The 26,210-nt window shown below is 55.9% G+C and carries 25 protein-coding genes; 4 read left to right on the top strand and 21 right to left on the bottom strand.

The window, feature by feature from the left end:
• Positions 1–62: 62 nt before the first annotated feature.
• Positions 63–1,649 (top strand): stage V sporulation protein B, encoded by a 1,587-nt coding sequence (gene spoVB / locus QMF38_RS11625; RefSeq protein WP_281759525.1) that lies wholly within the window; start codon positions 63–65, stop codon positions 1,647–1,649.
• Between the two features lie 27 nt (positions 1,650–1,676).
• Here the strand turns inward: spoVB and QMF38_RS11620 are convergent, their stop codons facing one another.
• Both QMF38_RS11620 and QMF38_RS11615 read right to left on the bottom strand, forming a co-directional pair.
• Entirely contained in the window at positions 1,677–2,366 is a 690-nt protein-coding gene (locus QMF38_RS11620) for a DUF421 domain-containing protein (RefSeq protein WP_281759524.1), read from the bottom strand.
• A gap of 143 nt (positions 2,367–2,509) precedes the next feature.
• Complete coding sequence (locus tag QMF38_RS11615; protein ID WP_281759523.1) at positions 2,510–4,660, bottom strand: sensor domain-containing diguanylate cyclase; 2,151 nt, start codon at positions 4,658–4,660, stop codon at positions 2,510–2,512.
• Positions 4,661–4,791: 131 nt separating this feature from the next.
• Here QMF38_RS11615 and QMF38_RS11610 point away from each other — a divergent pair, with 131 nt between their 5' ends.
• Complete coding sequence (locus tag QMF38_RS11610; RefSeq protein ID WP_281759522.1) at positions 4,792–5,199, top strand: TIGR04086 family membrane protein; 408 nt, start codon at positions 4,792–4,794, stop codon at positions 5,197–5,199.
• 92 nt (positions 5,200–5,291) lie between these two features.
• On the opposite strand, the gene yajC is transcribed toward QMF38_RS11610, so the two are convergent.
• The 16 genes from yajC to tyrS form a co-directional block, all read right to left on the bottom strand.
• Positions 5,292–5,711, bottom strand: coding sequence for a preprotein translocase subunit YajC (gene yajC / locus QMF38_RS11605; protein WP_058093640.1), 420 nt, complete (start codon positions 5,709–5,711; stop codon positions 5,292–5,294).
• The gene (gene tgt, locus QMF38_RS11600) at positions 5,708–6,853 is read right to left on the bottom strand and encodes a tRNA guanosine(34) transglycosylase Tgt (RefSeq protein WP_281759521.1); all 1,146 of its coding nucleotides are present in this window, start codon (positions 6,851–6,853) and stop codon (positions 5,708–5,710) included. Before tgt ends, yajC begins: the two co-directional genes overlap by 4 nt.
• Positions 6,831–7,898 carry a tRNA preQ1(34) S-adenosylmethionine ribosyltransferase-isomerase QueA gene (gene queA / locus QMF38_RS11595; RefSeq protein ID WP_281759520.1) on the bottom strand — a complete coding sequence of 356 codons (1,068 nt, stop codon included), beginning with the start codon at positions 7,896–7,898 and terminating at the stop codon, positions 6,831–6,833. The genes tgt and queA overlap by 23 nt, the downstream gene beginning before the upstream one ends.
• Positions 7,899–7,964: 66 nt before the next feature.
• Complete coding sequence (locus tag QMF38_RS11590; RefSeq protein ID WP_281759519.1) at positions 7,965–8,846, bottom strand: anti-sigma-I factor RsgI family protein; 882 nt, start codon at positions 8,844–8,846, stop codon at positions 7,965–7,967.
• A gap of 4 nt (positions 8,847–8,850) precedes the next feature.
• Positions 8,851–9,612 (bottom strand): RNA polymerase sigma factor SigI, encoded by a 762-nt coding sequence (gene sigI / locus QMF38_RS11585; protein WP_058093644.1) that lies wholly within the window; start codon positions 9,610–9,612, stop codon positions 8,851–8,853.
• 114 nt (positions 9,613–9,726) lie between these two features.
• A complete protein-coding gene (ruvB, locus tag QMF38_RS11580) occupies positions 9,727–10,719 on the bottom strand; it encodes a Holliday junction branch migration DNA helicase RuvB (RefSeq protein WP_058093645.1) in 993 nt (330 codons plus the stop codon).
• A gap of 56 nt (positions 10,720–10,775) precedes the next feature.
• Positions 10,776–11,390: a Holliday junction branch migration protein RuvA gene (ruvA, locus tag QMF38_RS11575; RefSeq protein WP_281759518.1), complete on the bottom strand. Its 615-nt coding sequence runs from the start codon at positions 11,388–11,390 to the stop codon at positions 10,776–10,778.
• Positions 11,387–11,944, bottom strand: a complete 558-nt coding sequence (gene ruvC, locus QMF38_RS11570) for a crossover junction endodeoxyribonuclease RuvC (protein ID WP_058093647.1) — start codon at positions 11,942–11,944, stop codon at positions 11,387–11,389. Before ruvC ends, ruvA begins: the two co-directional genes overlap by 4 nt.
• A gap of 128 nt (positions 11,945–12,072) precedes the next feature.
• Positions 12,073–12,453 carry a hypothetical protein gene (locus tag QMF38_RS11565; RefSeq protein WP_157057149.1) on the bottom strand — a complete coding sequence of 127 codons (381 nt, stop codon included), beginning with the start codon at positions 12,451–12,453 and terminating at the stop codon, positions 12,073–12,075.
• Positions 12,454–12,532: 79 nt separating this feature from the next.
• Positions 12,533–13,273, bottom strand: coding sequence for a YebC/PmpR family DNA-binding transcriptional regulator (locus QMF38_RS11560; RefSeq protein ID WP_281759517.1), 741 nt, complete (start codon positions 13,271–13,273; stop codon positions 12,533–12,535).
• A 21-nt stretch (positions 13,274–13,294) separates the two neighbouring features.
• Positions 13,295–14,146, bottom strand: a complete 852-nt coding sequence (locus tag QMF38_RS11555; protein ID WP_052012242.1) for an NAD+ synthase — start codon at positions 14,144–14,146, stop codon at positions 13,295–13,297.
• Complete coding sequence (locus QMF38_RS11550) at positions 14,130–15,011, bottom strand: nitrilase-related carbon-nitrogen hydrolase (RefSeq protein ID WP_281759516.1); 882 nt, start codon at positions 15,009–15,011, stop codon at positions 14,130–14,132. Before QMF38_RS11550 ends, QMF38_RS11555 begins: the two co-directional genes overlap by 17 nt.
• Before the next feature lie 79 nt (positions 15,012–15,090).
• Entirely contained in the window at positions 15,091–16,083 is a 993-nt protein-coding gene (locus tag QMF38_RS11545) for a phosphotransferase (RefSeq protein ID WP_281759515.1), read from the bottom strand.
• Positions 16,084–16,085: 2 nt separating this feature from the next.
• On the bottom strand, positions 16,086–17,153 hold the full coding sequence (locus tag QMF38_RS11540; protein ID WP_281759514.1) for a LysM peptidoglycan-binding domain-containing protein: 1,068 nt from the start codon (positions 17,151–17,153) through the stop codon (positions 16,086–16,088).
• A 92-nt stretch (positions 17,154–17,245) separates the two neighbouring features.
• Positions 17,246–17,965 carry a sporulation protein YunB gene (locus QMF38_RS11535; protein WP_281759513.1) on the bottom strand — a complete coding sequence of 240 codons (720 nt, stop codon included), beginning with the start codon at positions 17,963–17,965 and terminating at the stop codon, positions 17,246–17,248.
• Positions 17,966–18,032: 67 nt separating this feature from the next.
• The gene (tyrS, locus tag QMF38_RS11530) at positions 18,033–19,265 is read right to left on the bottom strand and encodes a tyrosine--tRNA ligase (RefSeq protein WP_452038982.1); all 1,233 of its coding nucleotides are present in this window, start codon (positions 19,263–19,265) and stop codon (positions 18,033–18,035) included.
• 247 nt (positions 19,266–19,512) lie between these two features.
• Between tyrS and QMF38_RS11525 the strand changes: the two genes are divergently transcribed.
• Positions 19,513–22,425 carry a transglycosylase domain-containing protein gene (locus QMF38_RS11525; RefSeq protein ID WP_281759511.1) on the top strand — a complete coding sequence of 971 codons (2,913 nt, stop codon included), beginning with the start codon at positions 19,513–19,515 and terminating at the stop codon, positions 22,423–22,425.
• A gap of 8 nt (positions 22,426–22,433) precedes the next feature.
• Here the strand turns inward: QMF38_RS11525 and QMF38_RS11520 are convergent, their stop codons facing one another.
• Positions 22,434–24,767: an endonuclease MutS2 gene (locus QMF38_RS11520; RefSeq protein WP_281759510.1), complete on the bottom strand. Its 2,334-nt coding sequence runs from the start codon at positions 24,765–24,767 to the stop codon at positions 22,434–22,436.
• A 110-nt stretch (positions 24,768–24,877) separates the two neighbouring features.
• On the opposite strand from QMF38_RS11520, the gene QMF38_RS11515 reads away from it, so the two are divergent.
• Entirely contained in the window at positions 24,878–25,231 is a 354-nt protein-coding gene (locus QMF38_RS11515) for a phage holin family protein (RefSeq protein WP_040289024.1), read from the top strand.
• 70 nt (positions 25,232–25,301) lie between these two features.
• Here QMF38_RS11515 and QMF38_RS11510 read toward each other — a convergent pair whose 3' ends face one another.
• Positions 25,302–25,853 (bottom strand): CvpA family protein, encoded by a 552-nt coding sequence (locus tag QMF38_RS11510; RefSeq protein WP_058093656.1) that lies wholly within the window; start codon positions 25,851–25,853, stop codon positions 25,302–25,304.
• Positions 25,850–26,125 (bottom strand): cell division protein ZapA, encoded by a 276-nt coding sequence (locus QMF38_RS11505; RefSeq protein WP_040289023.1) that lies wholly within the window; start codon positions 26,123–26,125, stop codon positions 25,850–25,852. Before QMF38_RS11505 ends, QMF38_RS11510 begins: the two co-directional genes overlap by 4 nt.
• Positions 26,126–26,210: the final 85 nt, after the last annotated feature.

Genomic DNA, 26,210 nt, shown 5'->3' with positions numbered 1-26,210 from the left:
TCGCATACGGAATAACGTACATGTCCGCCGCAGACAGAATCCAAAATGGGAGGTACTGTACCGTGAATCGCCACACCTTCCTGCACGGAGCGCTTGTGCTGATGATCGCAGGGCTCGTCACACGCGTGATGGGCTTTATATACCGCATCTTCCTCACGCGCATCATCGGAGCCGAGGGGATGGGGTTGTTCCAAATTGTCTTTCCCATTCTTGGCTTGGTGTTGACCTTTGTCACCATGGGCTTTCCCTTGGCCATCTCCAAGCTCGTGGCAGAGGCGGTTGCACAGCGCGATCGCGCCCGCATTCAGCGCATCATGCGTATCTCAGGAATTTCGGTCGCGTCGCTTGCCGTCCTGTTCACTCTGCTCATGTACCTATTTCGCCACGTGATCGAAACACATTGGCTGACCGACCCGCGCGCCTATCCGGCGTATCTTGCGATGATTCCAGTAGTCGGAATTATCGCCATCTCAAGCCTTTATCGCGGCTACTTTCAGGGACTGCAGGACATGGCACCGACGGCCTGGGCCTCGATTCTTGAGCAAACGGTGCGCATTCTAAGCATTTGGATCCTGGCGGCATACTTTGTTCGCTATTCGCTTTCCTACGCCGCGGCCGCTGCCATGATGGGCATGGTTCTCGGCGAACTCTCCGGCCTTTTGTTTATGGTCTTTCAGCAGCGGCGGCGAGCGCGTCTCGTCGACGTCATCCCTGACCCTGCCTACACGCGTGCCGCCGAGTCGATGCGAAACACTGTGCATGCGATCGGCCAAATTTCACTGCCTGTGACGTTAAGCAAATTGATCTGGTCGCTCTTGTTTGCAGCTGAACCGGTACTGGTCATGCGTGCGTTGCAGGCCGCAGGCTTTGTCACGAGCCAAGCCACCAGCATGTACGGCGAGTACAGCGGCATGGCGATCCCGCTGCTCGTATTCCCGACGGTGATCACATCCTCACTGGCAACCAATCTTGTGCCGGCTGTGTCGGAAGCGGCGGCGGCAGGCGAGATGTTCCGCATCCGCAAGCGACTCTCGCAAAGCTTCACTGCGACCGCACTTGTCTCGTTTCCTGCGTCCGTGGTGTTCACGCTGTTCGCAGGGCCTCTGACGACCGTCATTTACAAACAGCCTAACATCGGCCCCATTCTCGCCATTATGGCTCCGTTTGAGTTTTTGCTCTGCCTGCAAGCGCCCCTGACAGGCATTTTACAGGGTTTGAACAGGGCTGGTGTCGCAATGGTCAATTCCATTGTCGGTGGCGTCGCCAAACTGTTGCTCATCGTCGTATTGGCCCGTCGCCCCGAAGTCGGTATTCTCGGTGTGAGCATGGCAACGGCGTTTTCGTTTACACTCTCGACGCTGTTAAACTTGTGGTTTGTCGTGCGCATGATTGGCTTTCACATTCGACTACAGTCGCTCCTACGCGTCGGTATCGCTGCACTCGGGATGTTCGCCTACATGCAGGCCATCACGTTCCACCATCGCCCATTGCCCGGCTCTACCCTGCTCCTCGCCATTGGCGGTGGACTCATCGTCTACTTTGCGCTCTTGTGCGCCCTGAGGGTACTCACGAGCCGAGCGGTCTCGCGCATCCCCAAAGTGGGTCCAGCGTTGGCACGAATCGTCCGCTGGATGCCCTTTGCGGTGTGAGGGACAGCATGGACACATGCACGTGCCCTATATTTGGTCCCGCTCGTCAATCCATATACTTCCGTCAGCATCGATGGTCGCATAAAATACGTTTTCCAGGGTATAGCCGCGATGCCTTAGCTCATCTCGCAGCCACACCTCATCGCGGCCGATGATGGTGAGCGTCTTTGGCACGGGGCGGCCATCGATGACAAGCGGCCATGGAATGGCTTCTGCCGCGACCGGCTTGCCCAAGTCGCGGGGTGTGAGGGGGCGTGCCTCGGCTTTCGGAATCACACTCAATTGGCCAGACGTCTCCAGTATCGCAAACTCCACATCCGCTACGTTGGCGACACCTTTTTCGCGAAGCTGTGTGAGCAAATCGTGAACTGAGTAGCGAATTCTTCGCATTTCCCTATCCTGAATTCTCCCATGTTCGATGAGCACGGATGGTTCACCATCAATCAAGTGGCGAAAACGATGGCTCTTGATCTGGAGAAACGCGACTGCAACTTGAAATAGCACCAGTGACGCGATGGAGATGGCCGCTTCATAAATGGGCACGCGCCGATCCTCCATCGGCAAGGTGGACAACTCAGCCATCATGACGGATACGACGAGATCGAACACGGAGAGTTGACCAATTTCCCGTTTACCCATAATGCGCAGGGCAATCATCACAATCAAATAGAGCACGAGTGCGCGTGCTGGAAATTGCCATAAGGGAACGCTATGCATGGCTAATCCCTCCGGCGCTAGTATGACCTGGTAGCGCCGTCATTCATGCGTCCTCGGGGCGGACAAACGTGAAGCGAAGCGGGAAAGCGAAAAACGCCGGAGCAATGAAACATCTGCCACTCCCCCGTTTTCGCAACAGGGCGTTACGCCATCGTTTGCTCGGAAGCTGTGCTCAGTTGTGCAAACATCTCAGCCACCCGGTTGAATAAGTCTGGGCCGTCCGCGACATCTTCAAAAACGCAGTATGTAGCCGTTGTCCGCATGGAAAACACCACATTGTCGGAGACGACGTAACGGTGTTGTTCGATTGCGTTCACGACGCGATCGCAAACTCCCGCAAGCTCTGTTTCTGCAACATCCGGCAGGACGATCAAAATTTCGTCTCCCCCGTACCGACAGGCGAGTTCCGTATGGCGAAGGCATTGGCGGACGAGCACGCCCACCTGGCGTAGAACCGCGTCCCCTACATCAAAGCCAAATCCTGCATTGACTTTGCCGAACTGGTTCAGGTCAATACAGATGACCCCCCACTTTGTCACACCTTGCATCATGTCATCGCGGATCCGGATGTTGACGAAGTGGTGCGTGTACAAGCTGGTTAAACTGTCGACAAACAATTGCGTATCGAACTCTGGCGCATACATGGCCGTTCGGTTGCGCCCCCTCTGTTTCGCGCCCCAATACATCGCACTGTCGGCCTTGAGCAGGAGATCCCGATCCGAGACGCTATGGTCGGGACATGTGGCGACACCGACACTGACGGAAATTCCCTGTAGGTGGTAACCGTGAAACTCGACGGCCAACCGACTGACCTCTTGCCGAATCTGTTCCGCAATCCGATAAGCCTCTTCGGCGTTTGCCCAGATGAGGACGGCAAACTCTTCGCCTCCGTAACGGGCGGCGATTCCTTGAGCTCCAGCATGCCGCTGTAGCAGGCGCCCAACCTCACGCAACACGACATCGCCCGCCAAGTGCCCATAGGTGTCATTGAACTTTTTGAAGAAGTCAACGTCGGCAATCAACACCGAAACTGGACGGTTCTCTGTTACGGACGTTTGCACCCGTTTTGCCAATTCCTCGTAAAAATAGCGATAGTTAAACAGGCCCGTCGCTTCGTCACGGAAGGTGCGTTCCTGAAGTTCCTGGTATAGCTTCGCGTTCTCAAGCAAAACGGAAACTTGGTTGGACAAAGTGTCCATATATTGGTGTACGTGTGCAAAGGCCCGAGGCCGCTTGGCATAACAGACGATCGCGCCATGTGCTTTGAGATGGGCATGCATGGGGAAGATGGCCATACTTAAAAATGTTGGGTGATCGCCTAAAATGCGTACGCGCGCGTCCTTACGAACGTCCGGAATGTGCACGGGATCGCGGTGGTGAATGGTCTTCCATATGACACCGCCTTCTTCCTCAGGCCAACCGTTCTTGTCAAACAAGTGATCGTAGGCTTGCGGATACACGGCCATAGGGACAAGCGCATTGTGCTCGTTGTCGATCAAAAATACGACAACACAGTCGGCGAGCGTCATGCGGCGCGTGAGAATCGCCGCTTCCGCCGCGATTGCGCGGATGTCAAATTCGGTGGCGAGTTTGGTTGTCGCCTCGTGAATCATCTGTAAATCAAGTGTCTGCCGATGCGCGCGCAACATATAGGCAAGCATCGCCAACGGCAACATGACGATGGGCTCGAACCACACGTTATCAGGAGCCAGCGCCAGTACAAGGACGGCAAACGGCAGGCAAAGAGCCAGATTGGCGGCGTCCGTGACAAGCGCACTGACGATGGACGACGGCAACAAGTTGCCGCGAAGCCACTGCAAGGTGTGAACGAGCAAGTGATTGACCACCAAAAAGACCAGGGAACCGACGGCGAGATCGAAAAGGACAATGGCATGTACGGAGACAATGGGCAAAGGATGAAGCGCGTGCAAGACGAGCCATAAGGCGCATGTGCTAAGGGCATATTGCCCGGCGTTGAACAATACGATGACGCTGTCCCACGTTCGCAAGAACAGCGGCGCCGCACAGGCTGCCAACATTCCACACACCATCGCGGGTTCAAGTCCCCCGAGGCCGACGAGCGCGATGATGATCGCCGGCAACAAGGAAGCCTGTGCCTGTCGCAGCGGGATGGGGAGGGATTCGAGCAAGCACGCAATGACCGCCATCGCGGCGACGAGCCAGCCATTCTCATGGCGCAAACTCGGCAAACCGTATAATGCAACAAGGCAGCCGGCGATTCCGACAACCGCACTGTACGCGTTCTGGCGCCATAGCGTTGTACCCTCGGTCATGCCCTCACCCCCACAGCAAACCAATTACAGAATTCTTCAAGTTTCCAGTATAAACAATTCATATCTATTTGGACAAGATCATATTTATCTTGATACCCGAATATTTTGTAGTGAAACTTGTACAAGAGGTGATGAAAGTGCCTCAGGCGGAAAGTGGCAGTCGGCTCGACGTACTGCGTGCAATACCGGTTTTGTATGGGTGTCTTTGGAGTCTATTCATTGCCTTCTTAGGGACGGTTGCGATTTTTCTGTTCGCACACTCCGGCGAATGGGACGTCAACTCGCTCACCGCGGCCGCTTATGTCGTGCACTGTGTTGCCGTGTTTTGCGGCGCGATCGCGGCGGCCCGCCAAGTGGAGAGCCGAGGATGGTTTCACGGGGGCGCAACCGGTCTTCTTTACGCCCTCATCATGGTGGCTATCGGGCTATTCGTGTATAACACGTTCACCATGGACGGAAGTGGCCTGTTTCGCGTATTGCTGATGGCAGTCATCGGTGCATTCGGCGGCATGATAGGAACCGCATTCACGCGCACGTAAGGTGAATGCGCACACGTCGCACAGGGTGGCATGACAAAGCCAACGAGCAAAACGGCCGCAGGCGTATGCCCACGGCCGTCGTCGTCAATTGGTCACGATTCCCCATGCTGCTTGTGATGCTCGTCAAACTGACGCTCCGCGTCAGACGTTGTCAGTTCGTCATCTACTTGGTCCACGGTTTCCGATACGCCTGACACCACGTTGTCGTCCGCCTCCGGCAACTCGTCCACTTCGTCGTTGTACTGCGCCGGCCCCTCTTCAATCACGCGCACAACTGCGCGTTGATCCATTTCCACATTCACACCCTCAGCAATTTGGGCGACGACGATATCGCCGCGCGTCTCCACGACTTCGGCATACAAGCCGGACGCCGTCATCACGCGTGCTCCAGGGCCAATCTGTTTCATCATTTCTGCACGTTTCTTCTGCTGACGGCGCTGTGGCACAATCATCAAGAAGTAAAACACGATCACGACGATGATCAGAAAAATGAGACTGCTTCCGCCTTTCAATCCAACACGTCCTCTCGCTGACCAGTATAACCATACGTTTCATAAAATTCGCGTTTGAGTTGCAAAAACCTGTCTTCCTCAATGGACTTTCGGATCTTGGCCATCATGTCGAGCAGGAAGTGCACATTGTGATAGCTCGTCAGGCGCAGGCCTAAAATCTCGTCCGCCTTAAGCAAATGTCGGATGTATGCCCGCGAGAACGTCTTGCAGACCCGACACGAGCACGCCTCGTCGAGTGGGCGGAAATCATCGCGATATCGAGCATGTTTGAGCACGCGTTTGCCCGTTGCAGTGAAAACCGTTCCATTGCGTGCGATGCGAGTGGGCAGTACGCAGTCAAACATATCGATCCCGCGTTCCACGCCCTCAAAGAGATCATCAGGGCTGCCGACTCCCATCAAGTAGCGAGGCTTGTCCGCTGGCAGCAAAGGAGTGGTATAAGCGAGTATCTCGTACATCAATGGCTTCGGCTCGCCGACGCTAAGCCCTCCGACCGCATAGCCAGGAAAGTCGAGCTCGACAAGGCGCTCCGCCGCTTCTCTACGCATATCGAGATGCTCACCACCTTGCACGATGCCGAACAAGGCCTGTTCCTCTGGTCTGCGATGCGCTTCTTTGCAACGCTTTGCCCATGCCAGGGTGCGATCTAGCGACGTGCGCAAATACTCTCGGGACGCAGGATAGGGCGGACATTCGTCGAGTTGCATGATGATGTCGGCACCCAACGCGTTTTCAATGCCCATCACCGATTCGGGCGAAAAAAAGCGTGGACTCCCGTCGATGTGTGAACGGAAGGCGACGCCCTCATCGGTGATTTTGCGCAGACTCGCCAGGCTGAAGACTTGAAACCCGCCACTGTCCGTCAAAACCGCTCCTGGCCACTGCATGAAACCATGCAGGCCACCGGCCTGGCGCACGATATCTTCGCCTGGGCGAAGGTGCAAATGGTATGTATTCGACAAAATGATCTGGGCTCCGAGCTCGGTCAGTTCCCAAGGGGCCATCGTCTTCACAGTCGCCTGTGTGCCGACCGGCATGAACACTGGCGTTTCGATCGCGCCATGGGGAGTGTGAACACGTCCCCGACGCGCCAAAGTGTGTGAGCAACGCCCAATCAGTTCATACGTTACCGGTTGCTTCAACGTCGGCCCTCCTCGTAATAAACATCGCGTCGCCGAAACTGAAGAACCGGTAAGACTCCGCGACCGCTTCGGCATAGACGGTTTTGGCAAACTCTGTGCCCATCAACGCGCAGACAAGCATAAATAAGGTCGATTTTGGCAGATGAAAATTTGTAATCAACGCATCTATCATCTTAAATTTATATCCAGGGTAAACAAAAATATCCGTCTCATCCTGCTTGGCCTCAAGCGTTCCGGACGCACCTGCCGCTTCTAATGTACGTAGTGCCGTCGTACCCACCGCGACGATGCGCCGCCCCTCTGCCTTTGCCTGATTGACAGCCGCGGCCGTCTCTGGACTCACCTCATACCATTCGCTGTGCATGTGATGGCTTTCAACGGTCTCAACCTGTACAGGTCGAAATGTGCCAAGCCCAACGTGCAGGGTGACATGTCGAATATCGACACCCTTCGTAGCAATGCGCTCCAACAATTGCGGCGTGAAATGCAGTCCCGCGGTCGGTGCCGCAACCGATCCAACGCGCTTAGCGTACACAGTTTGATAGCGCTCCTGATCCTCCAGGTTATTGTGAATATAAGGAGGTAGCGGCATCTCGCCATACCGATTGGCGATGTCAATGACCGACTCCTCGGTCAGGAATCGAATTTCGCGGATACCTTCTTCGCCCTCCGCCACCACTTCAATTTCAATGGCATCTTCGCCTTCACCAAGCGTGAGTGGCGTTCCTTGGCGAAGACGCTTTGCTGGGCGAGCCAAGGCATACCATGTGTGCGAATCCGCTTCGGACGGGCGTAGCAACAGCAGCTCTACCTGGGCTCCCGTCGCACTTTTACGAGCATAGAGACGCGCTGGCAAGACGCGCGAATCGTTCATCACCAGCACGTCACCCGGATGTAGTTCTTCGACAATGTCGGCAAACTTGCGATGCCATATTGCTTGCACGACCGGATCGACCACAAGTAGACGGGATTGATCCCTTTCTGGCAACGGCTCTTGGGCAATCAGGTGCTCCGGGAGGTAATAGTCAAATTCATCGACCCGCACGGGTATCGTCCCATCCTTTCCTTACACACAATTCCGCACAGCTTGCGCTGTGCGGACGGGGCAACTTCACCCATTATACTGATACTGTTGTGTGGAATTCAAAGTGGATGACCCGACGGCACTTTCCACAATCGAGGCTACTTGCTGATAATCTCCCGTGTTGAAACCGGATAAAGCCGTATGCAAGTCGTGCGCCTCGGCGAGAACCGTCTGTAGGTTGGCCGAATTCAGAGCGGTCAACTTCACCGGTACCCCCACTTGTTGCGCGAGTAAGTATGTTGCGTATTGCCCGGGCGATACGTGCGCAGCTTGGGCCTGTGCCCACACAGATTTGGGTACATCCATATGGTACACATTCCCCGGATCACGCTTACCCAATGCCGTATGGATGGCCGATATGACTTGATCATCCACCGCGTGCACGTCGGCACTCTGCACAACAGAGGCCGTTGTCACAACAATGCTGTCATTGCGGGGCAACGCCTGTGTTTGTGCGAGCTTGCTGACCACTTCATCCACGGCCGACGTAAGCGGCAAACCTTTTACTGGGACAGCCGAGAGAACCTTTTGTCCCTCTGAGTTGAGCCCATGCGCCGACACGACGCGCATTTGGGCATCGACGGCGAAGCTCACTTGGCCGTTTGCGTCCAAAGATACCAACGCATAGTCGGAGCGATGGGATATTGCACCGACCATCAGCCCGCCAATGAGTACACAGCACGCCACAACAGCCGCCAGGCCCGTCGTTCGCCAACGTCGACCGCTGTTGCCTAGGTTGCGCAAGACACGAGCGTATCGGTGCTCTCGCGACGCTACCGAGCACAATTCGCCAACCTGTGCACCCTCCCTCACGCGGATGCGTCGAAAGCTGCCGTCGCGCATTAAAACAACTGCACAATCTCCGTCAAGCGATAAGATAACGGCCTCTTCCTCATCCCTTTTCCGCATGATGTCACGCCCCTTCCGCATTCATCAAGAAGGATTTGAGCAGTGGAAAATCACCCGCAAGTAAGATGACGATGGCTAAAATATATTTGCGCTGCCTCTCCAGCGTCTTTCGCGACACGTTGACCCGATCCTCCAGGGCTTTTAACGGAAGTGCACGCCTGCGTTCGACAAAGGCCAGCAACTCTGCGTCCGACGCGATGGCGCGCGCGCAGGCCAATGCATTCCGCCGTGCATCCTCGTGTTTTGGCGAAATGTCGATCAATTCGTGGAACGACAGATCAAACGCCGCCAGCCGATGCGCATACTCTTCGATTTCGAGAGCACGCATAGCCGCCTCCTGCTCTGCCTGATGAACTTCCAGCGATGAACTTACCTCTGCCCAATTGGAGACATTGTCTTCGTCGTCAATCACATCGAACTCGCTCCAAGGCAATTGCTTCAACCGATGCTGATGCTGGCTTCGGAAGAAATCGATCAAACGCCTGCGGATTACCGTCTCGGCAAAGGTCAAAAATGACGCTGCCTTGCCTTCCTGAAAACGATCGATCGCTTCGTTAAACGCGGACAAGCAGATACTATATTCGTCGTCAGCTTTGGGGTCGATATACCTGCGTGCCGTCTGTGCCGCAATCCGCAGAATAAAAGGAATGTACATCGCAATGAGCTCATTGCGCGCACTCGCATTCCCGGATTTTGCACCGTGGAGCAATCGGGCTAACTCGTTCCGTTCCTCGATACGACGCCCCCGAAACGGCAAAACGCCCACGCTTCCACCTCTCCTCACGCATTCGAATTCTCCACCCCAATTGTGGGGGTACGTCCGAGTGGCCGTTCAGACAACCGGGCCTCTATCGCACAGATGCTTCAGACTCTTTCACGATCATGGCATCTTTCTGCCAAAATGTCGATATGCCGCCGGCATCACCACACGTCCACGTGGCGTGCGCTTTAACAGGCCCATTTGCAGCAGATACGGTTCATAGACGTCTTCAATCGTGCTTGCTTCCTCACCTACCGCCGCCGCCAACGTTTCGAGCCCAACGGGTCCCCCGCCAAACTTGTCGATGGCGGTCATCACGATCCGCTCGTCGGTCGCATCGAGCCCCAAAGCGTCGACCTTTAACCGCGATAACGCCATGCCTGCCAAACGCTCATCAACGGTGGTCCAGCCGGAAACCTGCGCGATATCTCGCACCCGTTTGAGCAACCGATTGGCAATACGAGGCGTGCCGCGCGCTCTGCGAGCCACCTCAATACACGCCTCTTTCGTTAAAGCAACCTGTAGGATCTCAGCGCTGCGCGCCACGATGTGCGCCAGCTCCTCGACCGGATAATAATCAAGGTGCAGCATCACACCAAATCGATCGCGCAGCGGCGCCGATAAAAGCCCGGCTCGCGTCGTCGCACCGACCAACGTAAACGGAGGCAAATCCAGACGCACTGATCGCGCGGACGGCCCTTTTCCGATCACGATATCAATAGAAAAGTCCTCCATGGCTGGATACAGCACTTCTTCGACAGTTCGCGACAAGCGGTGAATTTCGTCGATGAACAGGACGTCACCCGGTTGCAGATTCGTCAAAATCGCTGCAAGATCACCTGCTCGCTCTATGGCGGGTCCCGAGGTCACGCGGATGTGGACGCCCAGTTCATTGGCGATGATCATCGCGAGCGACGTCTTCCCAAGCCCTGGAGGCCCATACAACAGAACGTGATCCAGTGACTCGCCGCGCTCCCGTGCAGCTTGAATAAAAATTTGCAAGTTTTCCTTGACTGCCCTTTGACCGATGTAATCGTCGAGAAAACGCGGCCGAATCGAGTCAAGTGTCATGTCTTCGCGGCTCCACTCTGCGGACACAACGCGATCCTCCATACACTCCCCCTCCTTCTCGCAAATGTCGTTCCATGTTCTCTATGAACGAGCCGACGTCATACGCGGCTACTCTGCTGCGCATAAAGCCAAGCCAGCGCCGTCTTCACCGCATCCTCAACCGTCTCACCAGGACGACGCTCGATGGCCGCAATAGCCTGTTCCGCCTCGCGCGGTCTGTAACCCAAGGCGACGAGTGTAGCGATCACGTCGTCCACTCCGTCGTTTTGGGGAACGTTAGACAATTCTGTGGCCATCGGCAGGATAAGCGCCAGGTCGGCCAATTTATCTTTTAAATCGAGCACCATGCGCTGCGCCGTTTTTTTCCCGATACCAGGAAGCGTGCACAAGTAACTTGTGTCTTCCGACTGCACTGCGGCGACAAGAGACGGGACGCTGGCCGCTCCTATGATCTGTAAGGCTAGGCGTGGGCCGATTCCGGAAACGACGAGCAACCTTTCAAAGAGTGTTCGCTCTTCAGCCGTCGCAAACCCGTACAAGACGATACCGTCTTCCCGCACGTGCTGGTAGGTATATAGGTAAGCCTGTGCTCCAATGGGATACTGTGCCAAGGCACCATCCGCGACATGAACGCGATAACCGACGTCGTGGACGTCGAGATCGAGAAAGCCTGGCCCGTGATTCACCACCAGCCCTCGTAAAAACGCGATCATCGTCCTCCCCTCCGTTCCCAATGCCAGCCCGTACTCTTCCGCTCGCGTACAGCATCGCCGAAACGGGCGATGGGTCCAGTGTGCGCATGTGCGATGGCGACAGCGAGCGCATCCGCCGCGTCGTCTGGCTTTGGAATGGCAGACAACGACAACAAAATCTTGACCATTTGCTGCACCTGCTGCTTATCCGCGCGACCGAACCCGGTGACGGCTTGCTTCACTTGCATCGGCGTGTATTCAAAGACAGCCAAATCTGCGTTGGCCCCTGCCAACAAGGCCACACCACGCGCCTGCCCAACTGTAAACGCCGTTGTTGTGTTGCGGTTAAAAAACAGTTCTTCCACCGCCAATACCTGTGGCCGATATGCGTCGATAAGAACTGTCAACTCTTGATAGATTTGCTGTAAGCGCTGTGGCAACGGTACATGTGACGGTGTTTCCACGCACCCGTGCACAATCTGACGAAGCTTGCCACCCACACTTTCGATGACACCGTAACCAAGCCGTGCGAGGCCCGGATCAATCCCCATGATGCGCTCCGCATCCACCCGCATGCCTCCTCTTGTTCGTTTAGACATTCGTCGCTTCTCGCAGATCTCCTACCCAATGTGCGAGTGAAAAAAGTTCTAGGTACGAAGAAAAAGGGAGCGTTGCGTGACGCTCCCAGACGATGCCCTTCCATTTATATCGCCAACTCGCGCTGCTCTGCGCCTTGCGCCGCATGGCGTTCATAAACAGGCTCCATAAAGTACCAAGACAAAGGTACATTTAACCGCCAAGCTGGATGTTCCGCAACAAACGCAACAATGGCATCGTCGCGCACCCCATGTTCTTCCCAAGCAACAGTGCCCTCGTCACTTTCTGTCACAAACAGCGCACTGTGCAGGTGTCTTTGCGCGTGTAACGGCACATCGCGCTGACCAAAGTCGGTCAACGACGGGGTATCCGCCCGTACCACAGCCGGTGCGGCAACACTCCATATCACCGGGAATAAGACGGCTAACGTATAAGCACACGTATTTGCGATCCGGCGGCGCTTGTGAGCCTGGCGTCTGGTGGTCAAAACCCTCACCTCTCCGGCTGTTTGCACAGCCATTGCTCCTCGCCGTTAATGTGTGCGTCAGTAAACAAGTTATGCAAGATTAGTCCGTTTCCTCTTCGTCGCCCATATCGACGTTCGTGTACACGGTCTGCACGTCATCACAGTTCTCCAAGGCTTCGACAAGTTCATAGACCTCTTCCAACGCCTCGTCCGACAATTCGATTTTCGTCGCAGGTTCATACACAAGCTCGGCATCGTCGTATTTCACGCCAGCCTCCTCGAGCGCCACACGCACCTGCTTAAAATCTTCGGGTGCCGTCACGACAACGAACGCGTTCTCCTGCTCGATCACGTCTTCGGCGCCAGCTTCCAGCGCGAGCATCATCAGTTCGTCTCCGTCAACGCCCGCTTTGGGCAGCTCAATTTGGCCCTGGCGTTTAAACATCCAGGCAACAGCTCCTGATTCCGCCAAACTGCCGCCCCGCTTGCGAAAAATATGACGAACCTCGGCCGCCGTGCGGTTTCGGTTATCCGTGACGATCTCGATCAGCAATGCAACCCCGTGAGGTCCATAGCCCTCGTACAGAAGTTCCTCGTACGTCACGCCCTCCAACGTCCCGGTCGCCTTCGCAATGGTACGCGAGATGTTTTCGGCCGGAAGATTATTGGCCTTTGCCCGCTCAATGGCGACTTTCAAGCGAAAATTGGTGTCTGGATTGCCGCCGCCCTCGCGCGCCGCTTGGTAAATATCCTTAGAGAGTTTGGTAAAAAGCTGACCGCGAATTGCGTCCTGCTTGCCTTTACGCCGCTGTATGTTATGCCACTTCGAATGTCCTGACATGCTACTCACCCTTTTGCGAAATCAATGTCCCCAATCGCGGAGATAGCGAAAATCGATACCAATCGTGCGCCCCGAAAGCTTCGCAATGATAGGCGGCTTACGCTTGTATTGATTGCGCGCAACGCGCTGAACGATATGGCGCACGAGCGATGCGTCGTAGCCGCGCTCGATGATTTCATCGGGCGTCAAACGGAGATCGACCCACTGATACAGAATCTCATCTGCATCGTCGTAGGTAAAACCGAGCTCTTTTTCATCCGTTTGATCTGCCCACAAATCGGCACTCGGCGCCTTCTTCAGAATGCTTTGCGGGACACCGACGTATGCCGATAACTGGCGAACCTGACACTTGTATAGATCCCCAATCGGATTGAGCGCGCTCGCCATATCGCCAAACTGAGTGCCGTAGCCGAGCAACAGCTCCGTTTTATTGCTCGTACCGACAACGAGTGCATTCATCGCTGCTGACAAGTCGTACAAGGTCACCATCCGCTCGCGTGCCATGCGGTTACCCCGTCGCAATGGCGACGCCTGTTCACCCAACAGCTTGTCCATCTGTTCAAAATAGGCGTCAACCGGCCCTGTGATTTCGACCACTGTATGTGGAATGTCGAGATCGCGCACGACTTCCATGGCATCCGCGAGACTGGAGGGACTGCTGCTGCGATACGGCATGAGCACGGCGTGCACGTGTTCGCGGCCAAGGGCACGCGTGGCAAGGTACGCGGAAAGGGCTGAGTCGATCCCGCCCGACAAGCCGAATACGACGCGCTCAAAGCCAACTTTGCGCACCTCGTCGCGCAAAAACCCTTCCAGCACCGATGTGGTCAATTCTTCACGCAAACGCAATGCCTGTTCAATGTCCGGGCGCACCGAAATCCCCCCTCTGCAACAAGGCTTGTAGCTGCGAAGCCACCAAATGGACGCGTTCGTCGCGGACCAGTGGCGTCGTATAACGCGTACGACGCGTCAAGCGGCGGTCGATCTCGGCGACGATCAGTTCGCTCTCACCGGTTCCGGCCTCGACCAACCAACTGCCATTGGGTGCGACAATCCCGCTCCCACCATAAAAGTGCACGCCGTCCTCGTAGCCGACGCGGTTGGCAAAGACGATGTGCACGCCAAGCAACTGTGCATACATCTGCAACAGATGCCGCCAAAACGCATGCGAACCGAAATTCGCTGCCGCCATCGTATTTCGCCATGGACTTGAAGCTGGCACCAAGAGAAGCGTCGCCTTCTGCATCGCAAGCAGGTACGGTGCAGACAGGTGCCACGCGTCTTCGCAGATCAGGACGCCGAGCGTCCCGAGCGAACTTTTCAATACGTCAAACCGGTCGCCAGGTGCAAAATACCTGCGCTCGTCGAACATACCATACGTCGGCAGGTACACTTTACGATGCTTATGTACAATCTCGCCTTTTGAGGCGTAAAGTGCGGTCACGTAGAATCGGTGATCGTCCGTTTCTTCCACAAATGAAAATAAGACGTCGATCTCCATGCTCATGCCGACAATGGATTGAATTTCTGGACTCGCCGCCGAGCGAGCCACCTCCAACGTCAAATCCTGAGTCTGATACCCGGTCAGTCCGAGCTCCGGAAACACAATCAAATGAGCGCCCTGCGCCGACGCCTCGCGTATGTATTCGTGATGACGCTCTACATTCGCGCCAATATCGCCCAATTTGGGCGCCATCTGCGCGATCGCCACGCGTTGTATGTCGAAAGCCACGGCCATTCCCCCAGTACCGTTGATACCCAAACAGTATACATGCGCTGGCTGACAAACGGAAGAAAGGCGCAGGCTCGAGGCGCCATCACGCCTCGAGCCGCAGTTTGGCGAGCACGGCCGCATTCAGCTCGGATCGCCGCCGCTCGCACGCGACCGCGTATTGTACCTTTGCAACCGCAAGATGCCGATCCTCGGCCTCGGCCTTGCCCCATTCCGCGAGGGCGCGTACCCAGATATCTGGCCATTGGGCCAAACCAAGCAAGATCGCCAACTCGTTGCGCCTTAAGGCCGCGTGCTCCGCATAGACTTCCCACATTTCCTGGTACTCAGGCACTCGAAGTTCGTTTAAGAACAGCGTATGGCTGATGAATTGCACAGGATCGGCATACATGTCGTCGTAGCCGGCGTGGTCAAAGTCGATCAAGGCGATATTTCCATCGCCATCAATCAGCACGTTGTGCGGGGCGAGATCGCGGTGGCACAAGGTCGCCCGCTTGCGCCACTGCGACCGCGTCTGCTCCAGATTTGCTCGATACAGCGCAATGGTGCGCTCCGCCCGCGCCTGCACCTCGACTGCAAACGGCGCAAACTGTGACAACTCGCGAGCGGCTTGCGGCCATAGTTTGGCGATCGCGTTTGCCTTGACGCGCAATTTGCCGTACAGCGACCCGCGTCGCAATGTCCGATGTTCAGGATACCCGGCCGCTTGCACCGCCCGCTGTACCCTTGCGACGGCGGCAATTGCCCGCAGTCGTTCATCGCGGCTCGCAGTCTGAACGTGCCGCCCGGGTAGCCAAGGCTGCAAGTATCCGCGGGTGCCATCTTTGCATTCTGCGAGCATGCGCCCGTCTCGCTTGGGCAAGGGGGCAGCCGCTCGCACATCGGCGCGATCGTAAGCCTCTAAGGCTCGCGCCAGAGCCTGCAAACGTTCGTCCGTATCGCCGAAGGCCGCCTGTTTCCAGATGTATCGCCGTCCGTCTGCCGCGACAATGCCATATACTGTACGCTTACGCACAATGCATTCGGCGCAAATGCCATACGCGTTCTTCGCGACTGACGCCACATCCGGTACGTCCATACCTACTCATCCTCGCGCAGGCGAATGGTGAAAGGCTTTGACCATCCGTCGTCGTCCGTCTGCGGCACTTCGCCATCGGCCCACGCCTTCGCTTCCTCCTGTGGCAAAGCAGATGGCGTTTCGTACGATCGCCACTCGTCGCTCTGAACCGAATCGATCGCTCGCAAATGAGGCTCATCCGGATCGGCCGGGGCAAACCACGCATCAGTGGACAAGCGATACGGATTATGCGTATGCGGACCGACTTCACCGGGTGCCTCATCTTGTGGCGTCGGTTCGAGCTGTTGCATGGAAGGCGCCACAGGCGTCACACTGGCCGTCGTGTCCGTCGTCAATCCCGGGGCCGCAGGCGTCTCTCCGAGAGGCGCTGCACCCTGCGCAGGCGCGGCAGAACCGGGACCATGTGCATGGCCCGGGACATAGCCTGACGCTGGCCCTGCGTAACCCGCTGCCTGCGGATACCCCGGTGCGTAGCCTGGCATAGGCGCTGCGTAACCCGGTGCCTGCGGGTACCCCGGCGCGTAGCCTGGCATAGGCGCTGCGTAACCCGGTGCCTGCGGATACCCCGGCGCGTAGCCTGGCGTGGGCCCTGCGTAACCCGGTGCTTGCGGGTACCCCGGCGCGTAGCCTGGAGTAGGCGCTGCGTAACCCGGTGCTTGCGGATAGCCCATGGACGAAGTGGCGTGAGACAGCGGTACATACACAATCGTGCCGGGCTGCAACGGTTGCCCTGCAACAGTCGGATTGAGATGCTCTACTTGAGCGACCGAAACGCCATAGCGGGCAGCGATCTCTGCCCATGTCTCCCCAGCCTGCACATGGTGCGGCCAGACGAACCCGAAGTAGGGTTTGGCTTTGGTCTGCTTGGTCGTTTTGGCAGCCGACGCTTTCTTCGTTTTTCCGGACTTAACGGGTTTTCCGAGCTCCGGAATGACGATGGTCATTCCTGGTACGATGTCGTTAGCGTTCTGAATCTGCGGGTTAGCTGCCAGCAATAAAGGCAAGCGAACGCCGGTCTTGCGGCTGATTTGATATAGAGATTCACCTGGTTTCACGACATACTTCTTCATCTACAAAACCTCCTAGGCGAAAGGGCAGTCGCATCACTGCAGCAGTATATGCACTCGCCTAGGAAGTGGCACTCGCCCACACGGTCGACGCGTCATCGCGGAGGAACGGCCGGTGAACCTTGGTAATACGCGTTTGGCACCGGTCCTGTCATAACAAGGTACACAACCGGTGCCCTCGTCTGTACCGTGGTAGGAACATGAACCAAAGGCGTAATCACCATAACGTTGGCGGTCAGTTCGAGGTACACGACGTGAACCACCTGGTTTACGCCCTTCGACTCAATATCCGTTTGCAAATTGGAATGGACGGTTCCCATCAAGGAAAAGCGAACAGGCACCGTCAAGGCATAACCGGAGAGAAGAGAACCACTGAGCAATTGCAGCACCGGCAACCGCAAGTGTTGATGGGACAACTCGCGCAAGCGAGTTTGCGCATCGCGCGTGGCAACTCCTTGAAGCGCTGCTAATTTAGCCATGTCCAGACTCGTGACCGCCAAGGACGTACCGCCTGCCCCGCGTTCGATCTCGCTTTTGACCAGCGACTTGGCATCCGGATAATCCGAAATGGCATCGACAAGCGCTTCGTTCAACGCCTCGCTGCCAATGCGCTGCGCAAGTGCTGAAGATGTGTTTATGACAATGGGGCGCAACCGATAATCAATCAAGAAAATGAGCCCGACAAAGACGAGGATGGCGCAGGCTACAGGCCAAAACCAAGCGGGTAAGCGCGGATGTGAAGAACGGTTGGAAACATGTATCGCGTCACGCCGACTGGCGGATCGGACAGGGCGCGCAACAAAACGCCGTGGCACAAAAATTCCCCCTCGTCCCATCGTACGCGGGGGAATTTCAGATCATGTCGCAGCCTCCAACAGACCCTCACACGCGAAGGCGCCGGAACTGCCGCTTGCCACGCTGCAAAACGTCGCCGTCGTGCGGTTCGTATTGCAGATCGACGTCGAGCACCTTTTCTCCGTTCAGTCGCACAGAACCTTCGGCAATGGCTCGCCGAGCCTCGCTGTTGCTATTGGCCAGACCGAGATCCGTGAGCAGTTTGACAATCCAAATCGGCTCTCCCGGAACCGTTACCTCTTCCATGTCTTCTGGCAATGCCCCTGCCTGAAAGACTTTGTGCCAATGATCGACGGCTTCGACAGCCGCTTCTTCGCCGAGAAAGCGAGTGACCAACTCCTTGGCAAGTTCCATTTTGGCATCGCGCGGATTCATTTGCCCGGCGTCGACGGCCTGTCGCATCCGTTCGATGTCTGCCGCCTCGCGCAACGACAATAGATCATAGTACTTGAACAACAAGGAATCTGGAATCGACATCAACTTCCCAAACATGTCGTTTGGCGCTTCGTCGATCCCGATATAGTTACCCAGGCTCTTTGACATCTTGTGCACGCCGTCCAAGCCTTCGAGCAGCGGCATCATGACCGCAATCTGCATCGGTTGTCCGAATTCGCGCTGCAAAGTGCGCCCCATGAGCAGATTGAACTTTTGATCCGTTCCACCCAACTCGACGTCGGTCTCAAGATGCACGGAATCGTACGCCTGCATCAGCGGATAGAAAAACTCATGAATGTGAATCGGTCGATTGTCGCGGAAGCGTTTCGTAAAGTCTTCGCGCTCCAGCATCCTCGCTACGGTGACCGTCGATGCAAGCCGGATGACATCCGCAAAATCAAGCGGAGCGAGCCAATCGGCGTTGTAAACAATTTCGGTCTTTGCAGGGTCCAGCACTTTGTAGACCTGGCGCACATAGGTCTTCGCGTTTTCGGCCACTTCTTCCGCACTCAGTTGTTTGCGTGTCTCCGACTTATCCGTCGGATCGCCAATGCGACCCGTGAAGTTTCCGATCACGAGATGCGCGTGGTGTCCTAGTTCCTGGAATTGACGAACCTTGTGCAGTACGACCGTGTGTCCCAGATGGATGTCAGCGGCCGTCGGATCCATGCCAAGTTTCACCCGCAACGGTTTGCCTGTGGCCACCGACATGCGTATCTTCTCGACCAGTTCCTGCTCTGGAACAATTTCAGCGACACCGCGGCGAATCCACGCGAGCTGGCGCTCGACTTCCGCCTCTTGCGCCGGCGTGAGCTGCCACTCCATGTAAACCATCCTCTCTAGCCGTTTCAATGGGTCCCATTTTTGCAAATAAGGAGCCAGTATACACAAAAAGCCCAGCCAAGGCCGAAGGCGCGTATGCGTATGGCAATTTTACTCAATATAACTATAAGCCATTTGCACTGTCAACGCAGGACTTTCAATCATCCGTGCACGAATCATAGCGAAAAACTTACCATGATGTCCAATTTTGTCGTGTGATATAATCTTGGCAACGAAGGGAGGGGCGCCCGTGAAGAAGCGACGCAACCGTGTCGGTCAGGAAACCATCGTCGTCCGCGACCCTCGTGCAACTGCGCGCAAGCGTGAACAAAAGGCCTCGCGGTTTTGGGTTGCAATGCGGGTCAGCCTGTTCTCTTTGGGTAGCCTCGGCGTGTTAGGTAGCGCTGCGGGCGCTGGATATGTCGCATCATTGTTAAAAGGCCTGCCCAAAGTGAATGCAGCGACGTTTGTCAACAACAGCGCTGCATCTGTCGTGTATGATTGCCACGGCAAGGTCATTGGACGGTTCACAGGCGATGGCGACCGTCAACCCATTGCGTCCATCTCACAGGTATCCCCTTATTTGGTCAACGCGTTTGTCGCAGCGGAAGACAAGACGTTTTTTACAAACATTGGCATAAACCCTTTATCCATGGCTCGTGCCCTCGTACAGGACCTCGCAGGTCACAGCATCGAGAGCGGTGCCAGCACCATCACGCAACAGACCGTCAAACTTGCCGTGTTTCCAGAGCAACAACGGACAATGCGGCGCAAAATCCAAGAGATTGCCTTGGCCATCCAAGTCAATCATGTTCTCACAAAAGACGAAATCTTGACCGACTATATGAATTGGGTATACATGGGGCGTATGGGCACCGACACGGTATATGGTGTCAGACGCGCATCCGAAATTCTGTTTGGCAAAAATCCAAAGGATTTAAATTTGCCCGAAGCGGCCTTTCTGGCAGCTTTGCCAAATAACCCGTCGTATTTTTCACCCTATCAATTTCCACAACACACATTGCAACGTCAGCACTACATCTTGGATCAAATGCTGGCGGACAAGCTCATTAGTCGTGCCGAATACGACCAAGCGTATCACTACGATGTGCTCAAACATATTCATCCCGCTCCAGAGAGCGGTCTGCCCGCCCATCCATACTTAATGCTCGACGAGATTAAACCCCGCGTCATTCAGGCGCTTGTACAAGCAGGCGTGTATGAAAACGCGGTCCAAGCCGAGTCGGCTTTGCCGGTGGCGGGGTTGAAAATTTATACCACCATCGATTTGACCAAGCAGGATCAAGTTGAACGAGTTCTGTCTAACGATGCCTTGTTCGCGGGCACCGACAAAACATACAGACTTGCTGGCGGCAAAACGGCGACGGATTTGTACGAAGCAGGCTTTACGCTCATCGACAACCAGACCGGTGGCATTCTTGCGGTCGGCGGTGGCCGGGACTACCTGAAAGACGCTATCGATCACGCCGACATCGCTCGGCAACCGGGCTCCTCCATCAAACCTTTGCTTGACTACGGTCCAGCCATCGACCGCGGACTGATCACAGCTGGTACTGTACTGTATGATGCGCCTACCTTGTTTCCAGGCAGCGGCGGGGAACCAGCGTACGAACCACACGACGACGAACCAGACTTTGCAGGTTTGATGTCGGCTCGGCAGGCGCTCTACGAATCGCGCAACGTACCGGCTATCGACATTCTCGCTGAGCTGACGCCCCAGGTTGGGTTTAGCTACTTAAGCAAGATGGGACTAGGTACGAACGCCAAAACACTCGATGGCGAACCGACCATCGTCGCCGACGACGAAAATCACTTGGCGGCGGCGATTGGCGGCCTGGACAATGGCGCGACAGTCGAACAGATGACAAGTGCGTACACAACCCTGGCCAATCAAGGCGTATGGCACGAGAGCTATATGATTAGCCAGATTGAGGACAATACCGGGCGGGTCTTATATCAAGCAGATCCACAGACACATCAGGTGTTTTCTCCAGCAACAGCCTATATCGTGACTGACATGTTGCACGACGTTTTGTATCACTCCGGGGGCACGGCGACGATGATTGGCGCGCATTTCCCTGGTCAGTATATTTCCGGGAAGACAGGTACGACAGATGCTCTTGGCGACGGCTGGTTCATCGGCTACACACAGCAATACACCGCAGGCATCTGGATGGGATATAACAATCATGAACTGATTTCGCCAGGCGCAGAGTACAACTTGAAGTTCACATTGTGGAATGACATCATGACGCCCATTCTCGCAGCCACCCCGGCCAAGAAACCCTGGTCAAAACCGGCCAACGTGGTTAGCAAAGCGGTGAGCAGCACCAGCGGGTTGTTGCCGACGCCCTTGTCGACCGCGCATGGTGAGATCACAACGGAACCGTTTGTGCAGGGTACGGAACCGACGCAATATGACGACGTGGACGTCGAAGTCAAATACGTCGTGATCCGTGGCAAGAAGTATTTGGCCACGAGCCATACACCTTTGTCCGAAGTGCGCACAGGCGTTTTCATGAAGCTCCCGGAAAACAGAATCCTCGATTGGGAGCACAAGGTTCCAGGCGGCATAACGGACGACACGCCATACTTGGCGCCGACCGAGCCGGATCCACGTGGTGGTGTAGTGCTCGATGCAGGGAGCGTGCCCGCTGTCACAAATCCGTCGCAAATGGCGGCACCAACAGGTTTAACCGGAACCTTTGACGGCACGGATATCACATTGAGCTGGAAACCCGTTACAGGGGCAAACCAGTATGACGTGTATCGGGCGAGTGATCCGAATGGCCCATACACACAAATCGGAACAAACGTCGTGCCATGGTATGTCGATACGGCTGTACCGTCTGGCCAAACCACGTTGTATTACAAAGTGTTTGCCGAATCCAGCATCGCGCTTTCCCAGGCGTCGCAAACCATTGCCGTTCAGGTTGAAAAGAGTGGCGGATCGAATGGCAGCGCCAACAACACGGCAAACGGCAGCACGGGTGCACCTGCCGATACCCTCAACAGCACCACGCCTGCGGCAAACGAGAGCAACCGCGAGGGAGACAGCTCAGATAACAGCGGCAGTACAACTGACACAACGCGGCAGCCGAGAGCAACACAGCACTGGCTCCCAGGCCTTGGGGGCCAGTGACGCCGACACTAGATGCGTACCGAGACGACGGTGGCACCATCCCCACCTTCGCTTTGCGCGGCCGGCTCGCTCGTCTTCACCTGCGGATGCCCCTGTAGGTGGCGTCGAATGGCCGTTTTCAGGGCGCCGGTACCTTTACCATGAATAATGACGATGCGGGCTAAGCCAGCTACCACCGCATCGTCCAAGTATTTGTCGATCCGCATCAAGGCGTCCTCCACCGTCTCTCCACGCACGTCGAGCTGCATGCGGACATCCTTGTTGCCCACCCTCTTTTTCGAGTGCGAGATAGCCACCGGCTCAACCGCCTCGGCGAGAACCTCCAAATCGTTTGCCGCCACTTTCATACGCATGGCCCCGAGTTGGACCAGCGCACTTTTGGAATCCGGCGCCACTTCGACAACGTCGCCTTTTTGTCCCAGTGAAATGACACGCACACGCTGGCCGACGGAAAGCTTAGGACTCACCTTGCCAGAGCGCCTGGATGACGCCTTGCGTTCTGGCACAAGCCCCTCCAACCCTTTGCGCAGCTCGACCAATTCGTGATCTTTGACCGTCGTATGGCGCATTTGCCGGAGTTCCCGAATGATTCGCTCCGCTTCCTGCTGCGCCTTCTCCACGATGGAGGCCGCTTCGTTTCGCGCTCGCTCGCGCACATCGGCCAATTCCTTATCCAACGCCGTTTCGCGTGCGTCGAGTTGCTCCATTTGGGATCGTGCGTCCGCCCATGCTCGCGCCGCCTCATCGCGCAGCCGTTCTGCCTCGCGGTTGGCCGCCTCAAGTTTCCCAATGAGCTCCTCGACATGAACATCCGTTTCGGCGACATGTTCCCGCGCCGCGGCCAGAATATCATCAGGCAACCCCAGCCTTTGCGCAATGGCGAGCGCATTGGATCGCCCCGGAACACCCATCAAGAGTCGATATGTCGGGCGCAGACTCGCCAGATCAAACTCCATGCTCGCGTTCATGGCATGCGGATTGTGAAAAGCATAACCCTTCAATTCTGCGTAGTGTGTCGTCGCCATCACGCGAGCCCCCACCTGCGTCAAGCGATCCAAGATCGCGATCGCCAACGCCGATCCCTCTGCTGGATCTGTACCCGCGCCCAGCTCGTCCAACAGTACGAGACTCTTTTCGTCGACTTGTTGAAGCATGCGAATGATGTTTTTCATGTGGGAAGAAAATGTCGAAAGGCTTTGTTCAATACTCTGCTCGTCGCCAATATCGACGAACACGTCGCCACAAAAACCAATCTCACTCTCCCTGCGCGTCGGCAAAAACAGTCCCGACATTGCCATTAAAGTGAGTAAACCAACCGTTTTCAAGGTGACCGTTTTACCACCCGTGTTGGGTCCCGTGATGATCAACAGGCGGAAATCGGCACCAAGTTCGACGTCGATGGGCACACCTGTCGGGTGGAGCTGCGGATGGCGAGCGCCATGAAGGCGCCAAACACCGTCTGTCAGCTGCGGCCGTTTTCCGTCGATCCGCCGCGCGTAGCCAGCCTTCGCAAAGATCAGGTCTGCCTGCTCGAGCAGTGCGACATTAGTTTCCAGTTCTTCAGAGACCGCCCCAATCACGGCGCTGATTTGCTGCAAGATGCGCTCGATCTCGCGCTCTTCCAAGACTTCAATCTCGCGAATACGCTCGCCGATTTCTGATACTGCCCGCGGTTCAATAAAAACCGTTGAGCCAGATGAAGACACGTCGCGTACGATGCCGCGAAGCTGATTTTTGTGTTCGACGCGCACAGGCAGGCAGTAATACGGACCGCGCATCGCGACAATGGGCTCCTGTAGCAGCTTTTGATGAGTGCGTAACAACCTGTCCAGGGTCGTCCGCACCTCGCCTTCCCGGCGGCGCCGCTCCGACCTCAACTGTAGTAGCACATCGCTGGCGTGATCGAGCACTTGTCCGTCATCGCTGACAACTTGCCGAATCTCTTGTTCGGTGCGCCGCAAGTCGGCCATTGGTGCGACCAATTCGCCGAGCAGAGGAAGATCGATTTCCGTGGCAGCGTGTTCGATGAACTGCCGAAATGCTCGTCCTCCAGCGATAAACTGCGCTATGGCAAGCACCTGATCGGCTCCGAGCACACCGCCCACCTTGGCGCGAGACAGTGCCGGACGAATATCTGTAACACCTGCAAAGGGCGGGGATCCGGCACGTAGCAGACAGCGATAGGCTTCGTCGACTTTTGCCAAGGCGCTCTCTGCCTCAGCGCGAAAAGAAAATGGCGACATCGTCTGCGCCAATTGTTTACCAAGACTGGACATGGCTTCGTCAGCCACGCGTTGACGAACCCAATCGTATTCCAAGGCCTCAAGCGACCGTATGATCATGTATCGCACTCCATTGCATCAAACTCCAGAAATCCCATTCATTTTACCACATCGTCCGATGAGTGTCCGGCAACCATATCAGCAAGACACGTCAGGAGGGAGGCAGACATATGCACATTCTAGGCCATATTGTCCGCTTTGTTGTATCCGCACTGGTGCTGATGTTTGTCGGATACGTCGTTCCTGGTTTTGGCGTGATGGGATTTTGGTCAGCGATTTTGGCCGCCATCGTGATCACGCTTCTGGGACTCGCCATGGAGGCGCTGTTCGGCCGCCGCATTTCACCGTATGGGCGCGGCATTGTTGGCTTCATATCGGGTGCGATTGTGATTTACGTCGCCCAACTGTTTGTTCCTGGCCTACACGCGAGCATCCTAGGAGCATTGCTCGCATCGTTGGTCATCGGTATCATCGACCTGTTCATTCCGACAAACCTTCGTCGTACACATGGCGACGAGCATTGACGCGGGCAAGCTACGCCGGGGATACCCCCGGCGATTTTTTTGATCAATCAAGAGGGGACCACGGTATGGTCTACAGGGATTGTGTACCCATGGCGTGCGCTTTGCCTTTGCCAAGCCTTGAGACGGCTTGATTGAAGGAAGGGCTGTTTAGCCAGTGAACAATGGCGGAATGGTTGACCTGATGTTGAATGGAGGGTGTATTGACATAGTGCAAGATGAGGCCTATCACGTACACGAAAATGATGGCCAAAGCCACGCCAGCAATCAGTCCTGCCAAACGGTTGACAAACGATAACACAGGCAAACTGAACAGAGCGTCCAGCAAACCAGCCGCATATCGCAACAATAAAAAGGTCACAATAAACACCAAACCGAAGGCAATGGCTCCTGACAGGTTGCTGAATAACAGGGAAGCGATTCCGCCTTTTTCCTGAACCTGCGTGCCAATATGTAAGTGGGCAATGACAGGTGCCACGTACGGCCGAAGCCAGTATGACACAAAGTACGCGATAATGGCACCAAATAAGCGCGTCACCTGGCGGATGAGGCCAAGACGATAGCCGTTGATGGCCCCTAACACGATGATGGCCGCGAAAATCAGGTCAAGCACGTCTCCATTCACGATTGCGACGTGCCCCCCGTCTGTTCTTCCAACAAATTCACCAGCTCTTGGTATTCCTGCTGTAATTGATGCAGCTGTTCGGCTAGGTTAAGTGCAGCTAAGACGGCAACGCGCCGCTCGTCCATATACGAAGCTGTAGCAGCAATTTCCGCCATACACCTGTCGACCATCCTGGCGACTTCCTGAATATGTTGCTCGGAACTGGTCCCGCGCAAAGTATATTCGATACCATGGATGACGACTTTCACACGATTCACCGATTTGTTGTCCATCCATGTCCCGCCTTTCTACACGGCGAACACTTGTTCGCCGTGACATCCTTTCGTTACTTCCTACAAGATTCAGCATACCCATCTG

Source organism: Alicyclobacillus hesperidum subsp. aegles (assembly GCF_027923525.1).
In the GTDB taxonomy this organism is placed as follows: domain Bacteria; phylum Bacillota; class Bacilli; order Alicyclobacillales; family Alicyclobacillaceae; genus Alicyclobacillus; species Alicyclobacillus aegles.
This window is presented reverse-complemented; position numbering and strand designations above follow the sequence as displayed.